Annotated in this window: 17 protein-coding genes; 8 read left to right on the top strand and 9 right to left on the bottom strand. The window is 44.8% G+C overall.

Features of this window, described 5'->3' with window-relative positions; genetic code table 11:
• Positions 1 to 85: 85 nt before the first annotated feature.
• Both R7D93_RS15580 and cobA read left to right on the top strand, forming a co-directional pair.
• Positions 86 to 937 (top strand): formate/nitrite transporter family protein, encoded by an 852-nt coding sequence (locus R7D93_RS15580; RefSeq protein WP_025767739.1) that lies wholly within the window; start codon positions 86 to 88, stop codon positions 935 to 937.
• Positions 938 to 1,053: 116 nt separating this feature from the next.
• Positions 1,054 to 1,812: a uroporphyrinogen-III C-methyltransferase gene (gene cobA, locus R7D93_RS15585; RefSeq protein ID WP_025767740.1), complete on the top strand. Its 759-nt coding sequence runs from the start codon at positions 1,054 to 1,056 to the stop codon at positions 1,810 to 1,812.
• A 16-nt stretch (positions 1,813 to 1,828) separates the two neighbouring features.
• On the opposite strand, the gene R7D93_RS15590 is transcribed toward cobA, so the two are convergent.
• Positions 1,829 to 2,269 (bottom strand): DUF4174 domain-containing protein, encoded by a 441-nt coding sequence (locus R7D93_RS15590; RefSeq protein WP_213867735.1) that lies wholly within the window; start codon positions 2,267 to 2,269, stop codon positions 1,829 to 1,831.
• 119 nt (positions 2,270 to 2,388) lie between these two features.
• On the opposite strand from R7D93_RS15590, the gene R7D93_RS15595 reads away from it, so the two are divergent.
• On the top strand, positions 2,389 to 2,877 hold the full coding sequence (locus R7D93_RS15595; protein ID WP_005387978.1) for an NYN domain-containing protein: 489 nt from the start codon (positions 2,389 to 2,391) through the stop codon (positions 2,875 to 2,877).
• An 87-nt stretch (positions 2,878 to 2,964) separates the two neighbouring features.
• On the opposite strand, the gene R7D93_RS15600 is transcribed toward R7D93_RS15595, so the two are convergent.
• On the bottom strand, positions 2,965 to 4,296 hold the full coding sequence (locus R7D93_RS15600) for an anaerobic C4-dicarboxylate transporter (RefSeq protein ID WP_213867734.1): 1,332 nt from the start codon (positions 4,294 to 4,296) through the stop codon (positions 2,965 to 2,967).
• 419 nt (positions 4,297 to 4,715) lie between these two features.
• On the opposite strand from R7D93_RS15600, the gene R7D93_RS15605 reads away from it, so the two are divergent.
• On the top strand, positions 4,716 to 5,453 hold the full coding sequence (locus R7D93_RS15605) for a siderophore ferric iron reductase (RefSeq protein ID WP_213867733.1): 738 nt from the start codon (positions 4,716 to 4,718) through the stop codon (positions 5,451 to 5,453).
• A gap of 89 nt (positions 5,454 to 5,542) precedes the next feature.
• On the top strand, positions 5,543 to 7,714 hold the full coding sequence (locus R7D93_RS15610) for a TonB-dependent receptor (protein ID WP_005376064.1): 2,172 nt from the start codon (positions 5,543 to 5,545) through the stop codon (positions 7,712 to 7,714).
• A 49-nt stretch (positions 7,715 to 7,763) separates the two neighbouring features.
• Here R7D93_RS15610 and R7D93_RS15615 read toward each other — a convergent pair whose 3' ends face one another.
• Positions 7,764 to 7,955, bottom strand: a complete 192-nt coding sequence (locus R7D93_RS15615) for a DUF2986 domain-containing protein (RefSeq protein ID WP_171342947.1) — start codon at positions 7,953 to 7,955, stop codon at positions 7,764 to 7,766.
• 136 nt (positions 7,956 to 8,091) lie between these two features.
• Here R7D93_RS15615 and R7D93_RS15620 point away from each other — a divergent pair, with 136 nt between their 5' ends.
• Complete coding sequence (locus tag R7D93_RS15620) at positions 8,092 to 8,601, top strand: GNAT family N-acetyltransferase (RefSeq protein WP_054865303.1); 510 nt, start codon at positions 8,092 to 8,094, stop codon at positions 8,599 to 8,601.
• A 14-nt stretch (positions 8,602 to 8,615) separates the two neighbouring features.
• Positions 8,616 to 9,005, top strand: coding sequence for a nitrous oxide-stimulated promoter family protein (locus R7D93_RS15625; protein ID WP_005387988.1), 390 nt, complete (start codon positions 8,616 to 8,618; stop codon positions 9,003 to 9,005).
• Positions 9,006 to 9,054: 49 nt separating this feature from the next.
• Here R7D93_RS15625 and R7D93_RS15630 read toward each other — a convergent pair whose 3' ends face one another.
• On the bottom strand, positions 9,055 to 10,215 hold the full coding sequence (locus tag R7D93_RS15630; RefSeq protein ID WP_033907039.1) for an MFS transporter: 1,161 nt from the start codon (positions 10,213 to 10,215) through the stop codon (positions 9,055 to 9,057).
• A 176-nt stretch (positions 10,216 to 10,391) separates the two neighbouring features.
• Positions 10,392 to 10,826, bottom strand: coding sequence for a thioredoxin TrxC (trxC, locus tag R7D93_RS15635; protein WP_213867732.1), 435 nt, complete (start codon positions 10,824 to 10,826; stop codon positions 10,392 to 10,394).
• A 162-nt stretch (positions 10,827 to 10,988) separates the two neighbouring features.
• Here trxC and R7D93_RS15640 point away from each other — a divergent pair, with 162 nt between their 5' ends.
• A complete protein-coding gene (locus tag R7D93_RS15640; protein WP_005387993.1) occupies positions 10,989 to 12,083 on the top strand; it encodes a ketoacyl-ACP synthase III in 1,095 nt (364 codons plus the stop codon).
• Positions 12,084 to 12,168: 85 nt separating this feature from the next.
• Here R7D93_RS15640 and R7D93_RS15645 read toward each other — a convergent pair whose 3' ends face one another.
• The 4 genes from R7D93_RS15645 to manA form a co-directional block, all read right to left on the bottom strand.
• Entirely contained in the window at positions 12,169 to 13,494 is a 1,326-nt protein-coding gene (locus R7D93_RS15645; RefSeq protein WP_213867731.1) for a DUF1501 domain-containing protein, read from the bottom strand.
• A gap of 9 nt (positions 13,495 to 13,503) precedes the next feature.
• Positions 13,504 to 15,072, bottom strand: a complete 1,569-nt coding sequence (locus R7D93_RS15650) for a DUF1800 domain-containing protein (RefSeq protein ID WP_064369239.1) — start codon at positions 15,070 to 15,072, stop codon at positions 13,504 to 13,506.
• A 407-nt stretch (positions 15,073 to 15,479) separates the two neighbouring features.
• Positions 15,480 to 16,742 (bottom strand): hydroxymethylglutaryl-CoA reductase, encoded by a 1,263-nt coding sequence (locus tag R7D93_RS15655; protein WP_225495855.1) that lies wholly within the window; start codon positions 16,740 to 16,742, stop codon positions 15,480 to 15,482.
• 351 nt (positions 16,743 to 17,093) lie between these two features.
• On the bottom strand, positions 17,094 to 18,311 hold the full coding sequence (manA, locus tag R7D93_RS15660; protein WP_213867730.1) for a mannose-6-phosphate isomerase, class I: 1,218 nt from the start codon (positions 18,309 to 18,311) through the stop codon (positions 17,094 to 17,096).
• Positions 18,312 to 18,425 lie beyond the last annotated feature (114 nt).

Below are 18,425 nucleotides of genomic sequence, written 5' to 3' on the forward strand. Positions count from 1 at the left end.
TAGACAGCGTTCAGGTGTCAACGGGAAGCCTTTCTCTATTCAATCTTTAACTTTTTAACTTTCAATTTTGGATAAGGACACATTCATGTCTACTGATTTTAAGCCTGCAGAATTCGTGCAAACCATGATCAATGTTGGTGAAGCGAAAACCAATACAAGCACGCGAGATCTTCTGCTTCGCGGTACGATGGCTGGCGTTATTCTTTCGCTTGCGGTGGTGGTTGCTATTACCGCGATTGTACAAACGGGTATCGGCCTTGTAGGAGCACTTGTTTTCCCCGTTGGTTTCGTAATTCTAAGTGTGATGGGGTATGACCTAGTGACCGGTGTTTTTGGTCTAGCGCCTCTGGCTAAGTTTGCGAACCGTCCGGGCATCACTTGGGGTCGTATCTTCCGTTGTTGGGGTCTTGTAGGCTTGGGTAACCTTATCGGTTCTCTGATCGTTGCTTACCTAGTGGCTATCTCTCTAACAGGTAACTTCTCTCTAGAACTGAACGCAGTAGCGAAGAAATTTGTCGCTGTTTCTACGGCGCGTAGCCTTGGTTTTGAAAACATGGGTATGGACGGATGGATCACATGTTTCGTACGCGGCATCTTCTGTAACCTAATGGTGTGTCTAGGCGTTATAGGCAACATGACGGCACGTTCGGTGTCTGGTCGCGTAGCAATGATGTGGTTCCCAATCTTCATCTTCTTTGCGCTAGTATTTGAACACACCGTAGTAAACATGTTCCTATTCCCACTAGGTATGATTCTAGGTGCGGATTTTGGTATCGCGACTTGGTTGAACTTCAACCTTATTCCAACCATTCTAGGTAATATTGTTGGTGGTCTCGTAATGACTTGTATTCCACTGTACCTAACTCACGCGAAAACAGCGCCTTCTATCAACGTAGTTGAAGAAGAAGTAAAAGCAGAGCCTGCAATCGCAAAATAAACCGCTTTTATCTGGCCCTACCTATGGTAGGTAGGGCTGTTCAACGGGGTGATTTTAACCTTGAGTTAATGACTTGAGTGTTACTTTTTATGTCCAAATTTTCGATAGGCGTTGATATGACAACTGTTAACTCATCTTTAAACAGCGGCTTTGTTTCTCTTGTTGGTGCAGGTCCTGGTGATCCTGATTTGCTCACAGTAAAAGGCTTAAAAGCCATTCAAGCGGCTGAAGTTGTTGTGTACGACCGATTGGTATCAAAAGAGATTCTTGAGTTGGCTCATGCATCAGCAGAGATGATTTATGTTGGGAAAAAACTCGATTTTCACTGTGTGCCTCAAGATCAAATCAACCAAATCTTGGTGCAAAAAGCGCAAGAAGGTAAGCGCGTTGTGCGCCTAAAAGGTGGGGACTCATTTATCTTTGGCCGTGGTGGTGAAGAGCTAGAAGAGCTAGCCGAATTTGGCATCAAATACGAAGTGGTTCCGGGTATCACAGCAGCAGCGGGTGCAACGGCTTATGCTGGTATTCCATTAACACACCGCGACCATGCACAAAGCGTTCAATTTATCACTGGTCATGTACAAAAAGATGGTCGTGAAATTGAGTGGCATTCACTAGCTCAGTCTAATAACACGCTTGTATTCTACATGGGTTTGAAGCAAAGCGGCCATATTATGGATAAGCTGATCACTCATGGGTTAGATCCTGAGATGTCATGCGCCATTATTGAAAACGGTACGCGCCCAGAGCAGCGCGTGTTCCAAGGAAAGTTGAACGAGCTATCGATCATGGCAGAGCAAGCCGTGAGCCCAGCATTGATTGTGGTTGGTAGCGTGACTCAACTTCACAACAAGTTGGATTGGTTCGCAAAGTAACATTGCCCAGAAGTGACTATATTTTACAGGGGCTTTGCTGCCTCTGCATTTCTTGCTTACGCATAGGCATTTGATCAATGAGGTTGTTGATAAACGGCCAGTCTGTTTCTGCGCCCCAGCGGTGCTTTTCTAGACCATCTTTACCAAGCAAAATAGCGGTGTGAGATCCTTTTTCGACCTCATAAAGACGAGCTAGCATTTTTAAGTCGAACTCTTCTTTAAGCCAAGCAGGAAAGGTATACCCTTGCTCTGTAATGACCAGTGTGACGACATCTCTGTCTTCCAACTCACACTCATTCATAAGTGTTTCTAGCACGAATTGTTTGACGTATTCATCATTTTCCGGCGCAAAGTAGAGCACACTTCTATGTGGCCAGTATTTGGAGTGCGCTGGATAACCAAATGCTGTCGATGACAAGATACAAGAAAGTAGTATCACTAGTAACTTTCCGCCCATGACAGTTCCCCTAGAAACCCAAATAACTTTTTATACGTTAAGTTTAGTGGAATTGGCTCATTGTGCTTTTTCCAAAACTGGCATAGGGTAGGCAGCAAATAAATTGAGCGTAGAAATAGATGAGTTCGGAAAGCAAACAAAAAATCGCTATTTTGGTTGATGTACAGAATGTGTATTACACCTGTCGCGAAGCGTATCGAAGCAATTTTGATTACAACCAGTTTTGGTATGTTGCCACACAAGGGAAAGAGGTGGTAAGTGCTCGTGCTTATGCTATTGCGAGCAATGATCCCAAGCAACGTCAGTTCCACCATATTCTTCGTGGTGTTGGCTTTGAGGTGATGCTTAAACCCTACATCCAGCGTCGTGATGGTAGCTCGAAAGGCGATTGGGATGTGGGTATTACTCTCGATGCAATTGAAATTGCTCCCGAAGTTGAGGAAGTGATTCTAGTTTCGGGAGATGGAGACTTTAGTCTGCTAGTAGAGAGAATTCAGCAGCGCTTCAATAAAACGGTGACCGTTTATGGTGTACCTAAACTTACATCTCAAACTCTGATTGATTGTGCCGACAATTTTGTCGCGATTGATGACGATTTCTTGCTGTAGTTAATAGTGCAATAAAGAAAGGCGAGTCACTCAGGCTGTACGAAAACGTACAATGACTCGCCTCTAATTTATCGTTGATTTGGCTAGTTACGAAGGAATGATCATTTGCCCTAGCAAGTAACCCAAGCAACACGCACCAATCACGCCGATTAAGCCCACAGACATGAATGAATGGTTGAAGTACCACTTACCAATCTTAGTTGTGCCCGATGTATCGAAGTTCACAGTCGCGATATCTGAAGGGTAGTTGGGAATAAAGAAGTAGCCGTATACCGCTGGCATCAAGCCGATAAGCAGCGCAGGTTCCAAACCTAAGCCGAGACCAACAGGCAGCATCATGCGAGCCGTTGCAGCTTGAGAGTTCACCACAACCGACACAATGAATAACGCAAGCGCGAATGTCCAAGGATAGTTGGTTACCATCTCTACGATGCCAGATTTAAATTGAGGCATAGCGTACTGGAAGTAGGTATCTGACATCCATGCAATACCGAAGATAGCAATCGCCGCCACCATACCAGATTTAAATACCACCCCATTTGGTACATCGCGAGGATCGGTCTTCGTCGCTAGCAAAATGATACCGCCGAAGCAGAGCATCATCATTTGAATCACAACGGCCATACTGATTGGTTTTGCGCCTTCAACGATGGTACGAATGTCTGGCCACATCGCGATAACGACGATAACCAAGATAGAAGCAATGAACAGCAATACAGAGTTACGAGCACTTGTTGGTAGTACTTCATCAAGAGACGTTGCAGTTGTGTTGAGGATTTTTTCTCTCCACACAGGATCTTTCAAACGCTCTTGGTATTCTTCATCGTCGTCTAGCTCTTTACCACGCTTTAGGCTGTAAAGTGACATCAACAACGTACCGAATAGCGTTGCAGGTACGGTAACGAGCAGAATTGAGAGCAGAGTGATCTCGTGTTGAATGTCGGAGAGTTGCGCCAAGTAGTAAACCACTGCTGCTGAAATTGGCGAGGCTGTGATTGCGATTTGAGAGGCGACAGAAGCGGCAGCCATAGGACGCTCTGGACGAATGCCGTTTTTAAGCGCAACGTCGCCAATGATTGGCATGATAGAGTAAACCGCGTGACCTGTACCAAGTAGGAAGGTCATAAAGTAAGTCACGAACGGAGCAATAAGGGTGACGCGTTTTGGGTTCTTACGAAGCACACGCTCGGCAACTTGCAGCATGTATTTCAAACCGCCAGCGGCTTCAAGAATGGAAGCACATGTTACCACCGCTAAAATGATCAACATGACGGTGACAGGAGGAGAGGTTGGCGGCATCTTAAAGATGAATACTTCAATCACCAAGCCAATTCCGGATACGACCCCAAGGCCTATACCACCATAACGTGAGCCGATATACAGCATCACGAGCAAAAATAGAAACTCAAGATACAACATGTGGATTTCCTTATTCAAAACAGAGGGCTACATAGCCAAATTACCTCTTTGTATTGTCTCGATATTCAGAAAGAAAATACTTCATGTTGTTCACAATCCGCTGGATAAGAAACAGCAATATTCAATTATTGGCAATAACTCACGCTACACAGGGAAACTGTTAACACAGTTTTATCAGGGTGTTTTTATGCTGTGTATTTTTGCGATCATGTGAGCGTTAAATGCGAAGAGGTTTAAGAGTTTGTTGCTATTCATCGCATACGTAACCAGACCTTACAGCTTCACAGAACTCGGAAATACATTCATAACTAACCCTAAGAGTGCTTCTTTGTTATGAAAACGCAAAGGATAATAGTTTGCATTGCGATTGGTGCTTGGGTATAAAGATGTCAGAATGACTACACCAACAATAAGCCATCATGTCTGAGCAATTTTTCCCGCAACTGTTTCAAACTTCGAGTGAGATTACACCTTACCTACACGGTGATATCGGCGAGATAGGGCAAGAAGCTATCCATATCGAAAATGATATCAACCCGATCATCCAAGGCCTTTACCAGCAAATCTCGGAGGCTCATCCGGAAGCGGGAAAAGCATATTGGTTGACAAGAACGTGGGATTTACTTTGTTGGCAGCCAGTTTATGTCGCATTCATCTCTATTTACGGTTACCACACGTTGCCAAACATTCGCGAGATAGCGCAGCACCTCAAACCTTGTTTTGTTTCTGGGTACCGATTCGCCGACGAAGCGCATATACATGGCGAGCCAGAGGCGTTGATAAAAGAGGCGGGGCGTCAAATCCGAGAACTGTTCGACTTCTATCAAAAGGAGATGAGTCAATGGACACGCATTCGTCCTGGCTTCACCCATCAATTGATGTCGGACGGAATCATGGCTTGTTTAATTCGTCTCCAACAGCGCTTTCCGCAAATGACTAACTCGACACTTCAGGAGCATGCGGTCTTGTGGCTAAGCGCAATGGGTTTGGATGTTGATAATAGCCGCTCACTTCATGAGACGGAATCAGATCAGTCGCTAAAGTTAGTAAGAAAAAGTTGTTGTTTAGTCTATAAGTGTGAAGGCAGAAAGCTTTGTGCAGATTGTCCTCGTTTAGAGGAAAATCGACAGCTTATGAGCAAGAAGGTTCTTAATTAACATTTATTTAACTTGTGTAACAGTGCTCGATTTGAGAGTGAGAATAAGTATCATTGCATGCTCTTGTTGACAACAAAAAGATAAATACAATGATGAAAAGGACGTTTTCTTTCAATCTCATCGTACTTGCGATGAGCAGTGGATACGCAGTTAGCTCAATAGCAGCAGAAGATCTTCAACAAACATCGACTCCAAGCGATGAGCAATTGGTTGTTGTAGGCAGTGTGATGCCGAAATCGATCTCCGATATTCCAGGAACGGTTTGGTTTGTTGGCCAAGAAGAGATTGCTCAGCAATATCGTGCGGGCAAGACACTGGGTGATATTCTTTCTGCAACCATCCCTTCTTTAGACGTCGGCACCGGTGGTCGAACTAACTATGGTCAGAACCTTCGCGGTAGAGCAATGTTGGTAATGATTGATGGTGTCTCGTTACAGTCTTCTCGCCCGATTAGTCGTCAGTTAGACGCAATAGACCCATTCAACATCGAGCGAATTGAAGTACTATCTGGTGCAACCTCCATTTATGGTGCAGGCGCTACTGGTGGTGTTATTAACATTATCACCAAGAAAGCGTACTCGGATGACTTGTCGTTTGAATCCTACGTGAGTGGCACTACAGGCTTTAATAGCAGCGATGACTTTGATTACAAACTCGCTCAGTCTATCTCGGGTGGTAATGAGCGAATTACCGCTAGAGGTTCGGTTGTGTACACCGAGACACAAGGTGCATTTGACGCAAATGGCGACATTGTCACCCCAGACATTTCACAGGGCTCTTTGCAGTATAATTCAACGCTCGATGTTATGGGATCGACCGAGATTCAAATCTCCGATGCCAGCAAGTTAAACCTTGTCGCACAATACTATGACAGCCAGCAAGACTCGCCATACGGTTTGTACATTGTTAACAATAAATTTGTTGATGTACGAGAGGGGTTCGATTCCGACCGTGAACATGGTACAGAGCGAGTTCTCTTAAGTGCGAACTACGCTCACGACAGCGTATTCGGTCATCAACTGATAGGCGAGTTATCTTACCGTAGTGAAGACCAAACCTTTACTCCTTATTACCAAAGTGCCTCTCAACAAAAAACAGAAGTTTTTGCTGGGCGCTTAGCGTTAGCTAAAAGCTGGGAGTCATTCAAACTTGTTTATGGTGTCGATGCGTACTTAGACCGTTTTGAAAGTAACCAGGCTCTGTTCGATCCAACCATTGCGAACAGCTCTGGGAACTTAATTAATCGAACCTATGCCGAAGTGGGGCGTTACCCAGATGTTGATGTGGCGTCTTACGCAATGTTTGTCCAAGGGGATTACCAAATCAATCAAGATTGGTCAGTACAAGCAGGCTACCGCTACCAATACATGGACAATAAGATTGATGATTTTGTTGCCTATAGTATACAAAAGAAGATCGCATCGGGTAATGGTGTATCAGCGGATGCGGTACCAGGTGGCAGCACTGACTACTCTGTGAGCTTATTTAATTTGGGCACCATTTATCAGCTTAACGATGAATCTCAGCTTTGGGCGAACTTCTCTCAAGGTTTCGAACTCGCTGATCCTGCAAAGTACTACGGCCAAGGTAGCTACGATGCCGCGGATGCAAATGGTCACTACGCGTTGAACAATAGCATTAATGTATCTGACTCAAAAATGTCGGGCATCAAAACGGACAGCTATGAAATTGGTTACCGATTAGATACGGATACTGTCGCACTGCAAGCGGCGGGTTACTACTCGGTGTCGGATAACTCAATCAAGTATGACAAGAAGACGCTCCTAATCACCAATGTTGATGACGAGCAACGTGTATACGGTGCCGAAGCAAACATTAACTACTGGGTAAACCGTGATATTTTGTTAGGTGCATCAGGTCACTATGTGGTTTCTGAGCTGAAAACCAACGGTAAGTGGGAAGATCTAAGCGCGGGTAAAGCAAGTACATCAAAAGCGAACGCGTGGGCGGCTTACTATCAGGATGGCTATTCAGTACGTTTACAAAGCCAGACGATGTTTGATTACGAAGATGACGCAAACAATAAACTAGATGGATACACTACGTTTGATCTTCTTGGTAACGTAACACTACCTATCGGGCAGTTAGGTTTTGGTATTCAAAACCTATTTGACGAAGACTACACAACCGCTTGGGGACAACGTGCGCAGATTCTTTATGCAGCACACTACGATGCAGCAGCGTACGACTACAAAGGAAGAGGTCGCACATTCACACTGAACTACAGTGTCGAATACTAAAGCTAACTATCTCCGAATATCAAAAAAGCCGCTTGAAGCGGCTTTTCTTTTAGGCTTGATCTGTCTTCGCTGTGTCTACAACGTTTTCCGTGTGTTCTGAAGCTTGGTTTTGTTCTTCAGCTTCCATTTTCGCGCGTTCAGCTTTGGAGATATAACGCGGCTTATTGCTCTTATGTAGCTTAGCGTTATGCTTCTTCTGCTTCGCTTTCAAGATCTGATTGATTTTCTTCTTGCGGTTCATGGTGGTGGTCCTTTAATTTAGCGAGGCAGGATAGTTACTTTTTTATCAAGTTACAACTAAATAAGCGCCGGTATCGGTCGCAAAATTCAAGTACGTTCCTATGTCCAATCATCTATCGCGTTTTAATGGAGCCCAAATGAAAACACTGTACACCGAACGTTTGATACTGCGTCTTGTGAGTGTAGATGATGCACCATTTATACTAGAACTTTATAACCACCCAGACTTCTACCGTTTTGTCGGAGACAAACAAATTCGTACTGAATATGAAGCGGCGCGTTACATAAAAGAAAACATGCTACGCATGCAACAAATTAAAGGCGTGAGTTTACTCGTTGTAGAGAAGAAAGAAGATGGGCAACCCATCGGGATTTGTGGGTTGGTTAAACGTGACACATTACAACACTATGATCTCGGATATGGATTTTTACCTTCCGCTTATGGCTTCGGCTACGGAACGGAGTCTGCAACCGCAGTGCTGGAATACGCTAGAGAGGAAATGAAACTCGATAATTTGGTTGCCATCACCAATAATGACAATATTCGTAGTATAAGTTTGCTCAAAAAACTGGGCTTTGAGTTTGAACGAGTTGAGCAGCAATATGATAATGGCCGCACGTTAGAACTTTACACAATGATGTTGTGATTTTTGGATAGCGCATGAGCGATATTTTACTTGGCAAACTCGCCACTGAATTTAAGACAGTAAAAGCCATGGTAGAGGTTTACTGTCATGACCATCATGGAACAAAACGTGACTTATGCTCAGAATGTCGTGAGCTGCTTGAATACGCAGAAGTGCGCCTCGACCGCTGTCCTTATGGAGAGAATAAACCGACGTGTAACAAATGTCCGATTCACTGCTACAAACCAGAGCCGAAAGAACAAATGCGTTTGGTCATGCGTTACTCTGGCCCCAGAATGTTACTGAAACATCCCATCTTGGCGGTTCGTCATTTGCTTCATGAAAAGCGCATGGTACCGGAAAAGCCTGCAGCGAACGCGTCAAACCGTCACAAGCGTTTATCTAAACAAAAATGCGAAGAATAAAAAAACGAGGGCGACATGCCCTCGTTTTCGTTGAGTAGAAGCGGCGTGGTTAGAGGCCAGCGGCCATACGCTGCTTGGTTTTGCTCGCAGCAAGTAGCATGTATACGCCAGTCGCAACCAAAGCGGCAAACAAGTAGCCTAGCAAGCCGTGTTCTTGGCCCATGAATTTATCAGCGACAACAGGACCAGCAACAGAGCCGATGCTGTAGCTAAACAGCATGACTTGTGTCGCAGAGACAATAAAGCGTTCATCAAGTCCTTCGCAACCTAAGTTGATTGCTATCGGGTACAAGGCAAAAGTAGCTGCACCTAAAAAGAATAATGCAGCAGCCAATACCACGGCTGACGAGGAAATAAAGGTCATACCGATCGAAAAAATACCCAAAATACAGAAAAACGCCATTAGCACTGTGCGGCTCATGTATTTGTTTAACGCGGTCACCATTGGTTGAACTAGCATGCCACCTAGAATCACTAGCGCCATCAATGTACCAATGTCTTGATGGCTAATTTTACGGTTAGTTAACTCAACTGGCATTAATCCGTAGATTGCACCTAAGGTCAAACCTGAAACAACACAACCAATAATTGCTGCATGGTTTAGTTTGGCAATTTGCTTAAATGATAAAGCGGTTGATTCATGGCTGTTTGGCTGCTCACACTCAATGAACATTAGCACCAGCATCGCCATTAGGATCAACGTCGTGATCGCAATAAACGGAACGCCGCCACTTACGCCAAGCACGCCAATACCAAACTGGCCTAATGCTGAACCACCATAAAGCGATAGCATGTACAAGCTCAAACGTTTCGCACGCGATGCTTCGTCTCCAGACATTAGCCAAGACTCAACAATGACAAAAACACCAGCAACCGCGATACCCGCAATAAAGCGAGCGGCAAGCCACATCAATCCGTTAGCAAACACGGGTAGTGTGACGATAGTTAGCGAAAATACGGCCAAGCAACCAATAAACGCGTTACGGTGACCAACTTGACGTACGATACGTTCAATAAAAATAGCACCGGTTAATAAGCCGCCATAAAACACACTCGCCAACCAACTCGCGTAATCTGCTGAGATGTTGTATTCACCGAGCATGAGAGGGATCAAGCTCATTAAATAGCCCGAAGCCACCGCATAAAGAGACAGTGCGACGACTGGAACTGTAACTCGTGGTGATGCTGCAGGAACGACTGTGTTTTCCACTGTTTTGCGCCTATAAGTTAAATGAAATCTAAGGGTTATTCGGCGCGAATATGAGGCTAATAGTTAGGCAAGTAAAATGATAAATTTAAGTCGTTTCGACAAATAATATTTATTAACTAGATAGGTTGATAAGTTGCATAAAAACGCCAACCTACAAACAAGGTTGGCGTGGAAGATTATTTAGTAAGTGCTTGATTTAACCATTGATCAAATTGAGTTTTAGGTAACGCACCATTGATCATATCAACACGTTGACCATTTTTGAAAACCATAATGGTAGGAATGCTGCGAATACCAAATTGCGCCGCAAGTTGTTGTTGAGCTTCGGTATCAATCTTAACAAAACGAACCGTTCCGGCTTGCTCATGAGCAACATCAGAGAAAACAGGAGCAAAACCAACGCACGGGTTGCACCATGGGGCCCAAAAATCTACTACAACAGGCATATCACTTTGTAATAGAGCAGAAAAGTTATCTTGTGTACCTTCGATAGGTGAGCCGTCTAAAAGTGCACTTTTACATTTACCGCAAGTTGCAGATTCGGCAACGCGCTCATTAGGGACACGATTTAGACCGCCGCACGAAGGGCAGCGAGTTTTAAACGATGACATGACTTCTTCCTTTATTACGTATTGATGAAAACATGACTTACCAGTCAGCCTCATTATTTGTATACTTATTTTTTAACCTGCCGAAATAACGCAGCGCAGGTTTGTATTTGAGCCTAAGGTTCTAAGAAATTTTATTAAAATACAACAATAAATAGGTCTGCGATGACAAATTACTACGCTGAAATTACAGGTTGGGGGAAATGTGTTCCGCCAGCCGTGCTCTCTAACGATGATCTTAGCACTTTCCTCGATACTTCCGATGAGTGGATTCGTACCCGCACTGGTATCGAAAACCGCCGTATTAGTCATGTAAACACGTCAGACATGGCGACCGTTGCTGCTAAACATGCATTAGCTCGAGCAGGCGTCGATGCAACAGACGTGGATTTAATCATTGTGGCGACTTGTTCACCAGATTCATTGATTCCAAATATCGCGTCTAAGGTACAGCAGAACCTAGGTATTCGTGCAGCCGCTGCCTTTGACTTAAATGCCGCATGTACGGGATTTGTCTATGGCCTAGAAACGGGCACACGTTTGATTCAATCAGGTAACTATCGTAACGCGATCATTATTGGTGCGGAAAGATTGTCTTTCTACATCGATTGGGCAATGCGAGATACCGCTGTTCTATTTGGTGATGGTGCGGGCGCCGTTGTGTTATCAAGAACGGAAAAAGAAACGGGTTTACTACAGTCTCAAATCGGTTGTGACGCAAAAGGCCGCGATATTCTGTCCGTACCAAAGTTTGGTACTTGTATGGATCGCTTTGCGGAAGACAACGGTTACTGGGATTTCAACTTTGTAGGACAAGAAATTTTCAAACGTGCAGTAAAAGGCATGGGGCTAGCTGCGAAAACCGTACTGAAAGCATCACAGTTAACGACGGAACAAATCGATGTTGTGATTCCGCATCAAGCGAATATTCGTATTATTCAAACCTTGTGTGACCTGTCTGGAATTCCACACGACAAAGCGTTTGTTAACATTCAAAACTATGGCAATACTTCAGCTGCGACGGTGCCAATTGCATTGTGTGAAGCGGTAGAGCAAGGTCGAGTTAACCCAGGTGATAATATGCTTCTTGCTGCATTTGGTGCAGGTTTGACATGGGGTGCGGCAGTATTGAAATGGGGTGACCGCGTAACGCCAATTGGCGAAAGTGATGCGGTTCTGCCTGAATGTGAGCAATCCGCGTTAGAATTACTTGAGCGTGCCATTAAGCTGTGTAACGAACGCCGTCGCGACGAGGTGTAACGGACACTTTGCAAACATAAGATGAGTAAGGGAGCGCGAGGCTCCCTTATTTGATGATGTGTTCTACAGCTACCTGTAAAATATCTTACGACATAAAACCCAGGTTTGAATGAGTAAAATTACGGATGTTCGGGAACACGTATTCCAGTGCAGCGTTATCACTCACGCCCATCCACTGTGCTAGTGTTGAACCAACTTGATCAGCGGCAATTTTGGGTATGAGTCGGCCTTGAGAGTAATCATCGTTTCCGCCCAGTATGAGTTCCGGCCATGTACCGATAGGTTGTTTCCCATTTACCGCGCCTCCAATTAATAGTTGATGGCCACCCCAGCCATGATCGGTACCATCTCCGTTGCTCATCATCCGTCGACCGAAGTCAGACATAGTGAAAGAGGTGACTTGCTTGTTTAGCCCTAACCGTTCGACCGCACGATACATTGCTAAAAGGTTTGTTGCGAGATCCTCAAGTAACACTGGATGACGTGCCAATTGCGAATCGTGCAGGTCATACCCAGAGTGTTTAACGAAAAAGACTTGTCGTTGCTGCTTCAGGACATCTTGGCTTGCTATCAATTTGTACACGGTTTGCATCTGCTTGCCGAGCGTCGATGACGTAAACAGCGGCTCGTCAGCAATGTGGTTGAGTTGCTCGCTCAGTACACTACTCATTACCATCGACTCATCAACCATCAAATTAAAATGACCATTAAATGGATTGTCAGTTTGATGAGAGAGAAGGCGATCATAGATCCCCTTGTATAGCGGGTTATCAATCGCGGTAAGCTGAACTGCGCGATCTTTTTTCAGGACGGTTTGGCGGTGTTCCATTGCCCGTAACCAAAGCGAGTTGCCATGCACACTGTATAGCGGTGTTATTTCTGATTCAGAGTTTAATACATCCAACATTCTGCCAGCCCAACCAAGATTTTTAGACTCGCTCATTCCACCAAGTAACCAAGCGTCTGTTTGAGAATTATGAGAAAACAGTTGCTCGGGAAGTGATGCTTCACCTTGCTCAATAGCTTGTTTGGTGACGGGATGGTTGAGAATGCCACTATTGAGCACGATGCTGGCATCGCCTTGTTCGAAAACGGAAGTTAACGCATTTAACTTTGGGTGTAAGCCGAGCTTCACTGGGTGATTTGAGCTATCGACAGCACTTAAATTGATAGGGAGTATGTCTTCTTTGGCGACAGAGAGTGGCCCTCTGACTTTGGAATATTGACGATAGTGCGCCTCCGATAATGGCAGTATGGTGTTGAATGCATCGTTTCCGCCTGCTAAATACACACATATTAATGCTCGAAAGTCATTGGATGGCGCTGCGAGAGAGTAACCTGGCAGACTAAGAGAGGCTAGTGCGCCCATCGATAGCGTGCTTTGTATAAAATGTCGTCGTGAAATATCCATAATTCACTCCTAATCCTGAATATAGAATTCGTCGCCAGAAATGGCGGTAAATATCACTAGAGCGAGTTTTGTTGTTGGCACATAGTCCCCACGATAATCATTCAGGGCGGTGAGCATGAGCTCTTTCAATTCAGCAGAAGCCGTTCCAGCAAAGAAACGCTCGTTAACCAATTCGACTAAGGCACGGTGATCGTCCAGAAGAAGATAAAACTCGTTAAGATCGAAGTGGTAGGAATCACCACCTCCTCTACGAGTGCTGGTTAACATATAGTTGACCAAATCGGTATAAACAGACCAATTGAGAAGTTCATACTCTGGAGAGTTAATACCAGACTCCGTAAACTCGTTAGACGGCTGATAGTCTGGAGAGTAAAAATTAAACACGGAAGGAGAACGAAGCGGCCCTTGATTAGCGATGTTCATCATCGTTGTTGCGTCTTCGTAACGTGATCCTTTAATCGTAAAACCTGATGCTCGATGAAAATTAGTCAGGACCAGTATCGGTTCTTTCACTTTTATAGGCGGGGTATCCGTCATCCCTAATGCTTCAGGGTCGAGCAATATGGCTCTAACAACGGCGGTTAGATCGCCTTTTTCTCCTTCCCCATTGTTGTTAAATATCGTAGCAACACGCGCGACGTACTCTGGGCTTGGATTTGAACTGACCAAACGTTGGATAAGTAACTTTGAAACAAATGGAGCAACATTTGGGTGAGACATCAACATATCAATCACTTTTGAAAGCTCTTCTTGTGCGGTTAGACCCGATGGGATCACGTTCCCTAGAAATCGCTTCTCGCCGGTGTCGTGCCGTTGACTGATAACTCGCATCGGTTTCACGAATGCGATGTCGGAATTTTTCCATCCAGTTAATGCTCGCGCGAGCTCTTGAATATCAGTTTGATTGTACGTGGGGATAGGTTTGCCTGTTGCGTGGTTTAGCTTTTTACTGCCATCTAAATTGAGTTCATACAAACCGATAGTGAATAACTGCATTAACTCTCGAGCAAAGTTCTCATCGGGAAGCGTTCCTGTCGCACTATTTTCTTTTGCACTACCGAGCATAGACAAATAGCTCCCCATGACTGGATGGATGGAAACGTCATACAACAGGTCTCGGTAGTTGCCAAACGCATGCTCAACCAACAGATCGTAGTAATTCACTAACCCTGTAGGTTTGCTGGAAAGAACGCCGCCATAACGAGAAACGACTACGATCTGACTCAATGCATAAGCCGTTCGCTGCCTAAGCTGATCTTCAGCAGTAACAACAATTTGATACCAAGCATTTTCGCGGTTTGACTGTAGGCCTTTAGAAAAAGGCGTTTGATAAAGTGGTTGATGGTAGGTTGCTGGCAGGTTGATTTGTTTCTGTATCCAATCCTCTAACCCGTTTTCCCTAACCTCATTAATTAACGCAGGTGTTGGTCCAAAAGAGGTTTGATAGAGAAAACGCGCAACGGTTTGATCGGATGGGGATTGCTGTATTTGTGCTGATACATTAGGCACATGGCTCAGCAATAAGATAGCCAATCCTAGTACCCAAGCAGAGATTTTATTTAGCTTCTGACGTCTCATAGTTAACTCGCTTACCCGAAGTAACGATTTAAGTCCATTTAACGGGAGTTATTAAGCTCTTTTGAGCTGTTTAGTAAATTTATGAAAATCAAGCAGCTGCATAGGCGAGTATAGTAGCTATAAGTGGTGAACAAAAAACTCAAACGATGAATTTGGTACTATAGTGCTAGAAGTTTTTGATGCTATTTTTTCTAAGATACTGATATTAAATATGGCCAATGAAGAGTAACAAGCAGAGATATCGCAATGGATATAGAAGGGGGACAGCTAAAGTACGGTTAACAAGAGATTGGTATGTTTGTTAAGGCTTAAGTTAGTTTCAAGAAATTATTGAGCCAATAAATAAAGTCCATTGGTTTGCACAAGAGAAAACCACACGGATGTTCTCTTGTACAAAGCAACAAAGGTTATTTTCGGGCAAGCTTATGGTGAGCACGAGAAAAGTGATCGGCACAAAATGCGCCCACAATCGAGAGTTCGCCAGCCAGACAAAGCGAAGCTGCGACTTCGGCTAACGCTTTCGCATTGCCGTTGCCGTGCAAACCCAAAATATCCAAACATGCTTTTTGCGTTGGAAGGCCAGTACCACCGCCAACCGTTCCCACCATGATGTTTGGCAAGGTCACGCACGCGTACAAGTTGCCTTGAGCGTCCACATCCATACGAGTGATTCCAATGGCAGACTCTGCAACGCAAGCGGCATCTTGACCACAAGCAATGTAAAGCGCGGCAAGGGCATTTGCGTAATGCGCGTTGACGCCAATTGTCCCGCTGAGTAAACCACCCACCGTGGTCATTTTGCCAAATTGAACCATAGACTCCGGCGTCGTATGCAGATATTTTTCCACCAACTCAGCAGGAATGGTCACTTCGGCGGATACTTTCTTACCGCGTACCGAGCGCAGTGTGTGTGCGTTTGGTTTTTTGTCGCCTGATAAGTTGCCATCCAAGAATGCTTGAGTTGGTTTGATTGGGCTGGTCGCCAAAATATGATGGAACACTTCGTTTGTTGCGATGGTCACCATGTTTTGTCCGGAAGCGTCACTAGTCACGTATTCAAAGACCAAATAAACATGGTTTCCTTCGATATTTACATTGATGTCTTTGAGTTTGCCATGTGAGGTGGTGGATTCCGCAATTTGACGAAATACGTCAAACTGGGTCACAACCCAACTGACGAACTGGCCGGCGTCAGCAAGGTGATTAAAGGCGAATACTGGTGTTCGGCTCACCCCTTCACTTAGTAACAATGCGCTCGCGCCACCAGCGGCGGTGATAAGATTTGCGCCACGGTTGTAGGAAGCGACTAACGCGGCTTCTGTCGTTGCGAGCGGAACCAAAAAGTCATCGTTCGCATACAAGCCGTTGACGCGCAAAGGGCCTGCAATGCCGACCGGCACATTAACAGTACCAATGAAGTGCTCGATGTTGTTGGAGTAAGCATCGCAATGTGACTGCGTGAAAGGATCAAGGAGATGATCTTTATTGGTCACGTGTTCCAATACTTGCCAACGGCGCGCCAAATGCTTATCCGACAGGCCAGGGCTTAAGCAGAGACGTTTCTCTGGCTTGTGAAACTTCGGTTCTAATGCCGATTGAATCTTACTGCTGGTTTCGATATCGGAAAGGGCGGAGCTTTGAACAGGGTTATCTTGGTTTAACTTCGGCATACAAACGTTAACTGAAAAATCGAACCAGAGATTGTAGTGATTGAGGCTTTGATTACAACGTTGATTATACGTTTTGCAACAAATACCACTGTGCAAGCGCCTTTATTATCCAAGTGATTTGATATTGGAGCGACGAATTTATCGGACATAAATGGGTTTTGACAATGAATGTTGAGTAAATGGTAGATCCGGGAGGTTATGGCTTTTAGAGAAACTGGCCTGTAGGTGTTTGGATTCGACAAGGTGTAAGCATGAGTGCCTTAAGAGCGGAATGGTTCAATCTATGAAAGGAATAAATTGTCTAACCCAGTCCCTTGGGTCAGACGCTAGCTTGAATCTGTTATTCAGAAGTTAGTTAAATGCGCGAGCCACACGTCCCGCACTTTTAATACGGTAATGGCCAACGTAAGCAGGAACAAATACAGATTGTCCTTTCGCGGCGGTTAACGTCTCACCGTTATCACTGATGAGTGTCAGGTCGGCATCAATCGCCATCAAAATCTCTGCGCTGTTTGCCTCAACCACTTCATTGTTCGGTTGGTTAAGAATGCTGAAACTAAAGTCTGCCACTGGAACGGGATAAAGGCTCTGGCAACCATTTGCATTGGGTTTTAGGACAAGGCTGTGAAACGGCTTAGGCACAAAGTCTGTGCATTTAACCAGTTCTTCAACATCCATATGTTTCGGCGTGAGTCCTGCACGCAAAACGTTATCTGAGTTCGCCATGATCTCTAATCCCGTACCTTTAATGTAAGCGTGTGGCGTTCTTGCGCTCAGGAACATGGATTCGCCAGGTTGCAGCGTGATGACATTCAACAGTAATGGCGCAAACAAGCCGACATCGCCAGGGTATTGAGTGGATAGATCCAAGATGAGCTGGAAAACGTCGTTGTTAGTACCTTGCTCTGATTGGTCTGAAGCTTGGGCAAGAAGCTGTTTCAGTGCACGCTCTTTTGTTTCGCCTTCCATGGTCAGAATGTGCACAAAGAAATCGCGTAAACCTTGTGAGTTGATTTCGCGTTTGAATGCATCTAGCGGTGTGCGTAGCTCATTGATATCGCAAAGGCCAAATGCCTTAATAATATCGTCATACGAACGAAAACCGTTCATGGCTTGGTAACTTGTCAGCGCGTACACCAACTCAGGTTTATGGTTTGGATCCTTGTAGTTACGATGGCTTGCGTTTAGTGGGATCCCGGCACTTTGTTCTTTTTCGAAGCCTATTTCGGCATCTTGTTTGCTTGGGTGAACTTGAATCGACAGTGCATGTTCGGCCGCTAAGATCTTAAACAGAAAGGGCAGGTCGCCAAATTTCGCTGCGGTTTCTGCTGATAAGTAAGCGGGTTGGTTTTGTTTGATCAGTTCAGACAAAGGCAGCGTGTTTTGCTCAACCTGAACTTCAGAGCAGCCGTTTGGGTGAGTACCCATCCATACTTCTGCTTGAGGCTCATTCGTTTCGTTAGAAAAGCCAAACAAATCGTGAATAGAAGAGGTGCTTCCCCAAGCGTAGTTTTGGATTTTGTTGTTCATTTGAAAGAAGCTATGCGATGAAATAGTGTTCAAATTCATGAATTTTTCCCATAGTTAACCCTCCGAACTGAATCGGAAGAAAAATTGAGCAGAGATACGTTAAATAAGGAGGGCGAGCGCGGTTAGGTCACTCGCCAATTGGCCCGAAGGGCG

The sequence above is a fragment of the Vibrio sp. YT-15 genome, assembly GCF_033337445.1.
GTDB lineage: Bacteria > Pseudomonadota > Gammaproteobacteria > Enterobacterales > Vibrionaceae > Vibrio > Vibrio alginolyticus.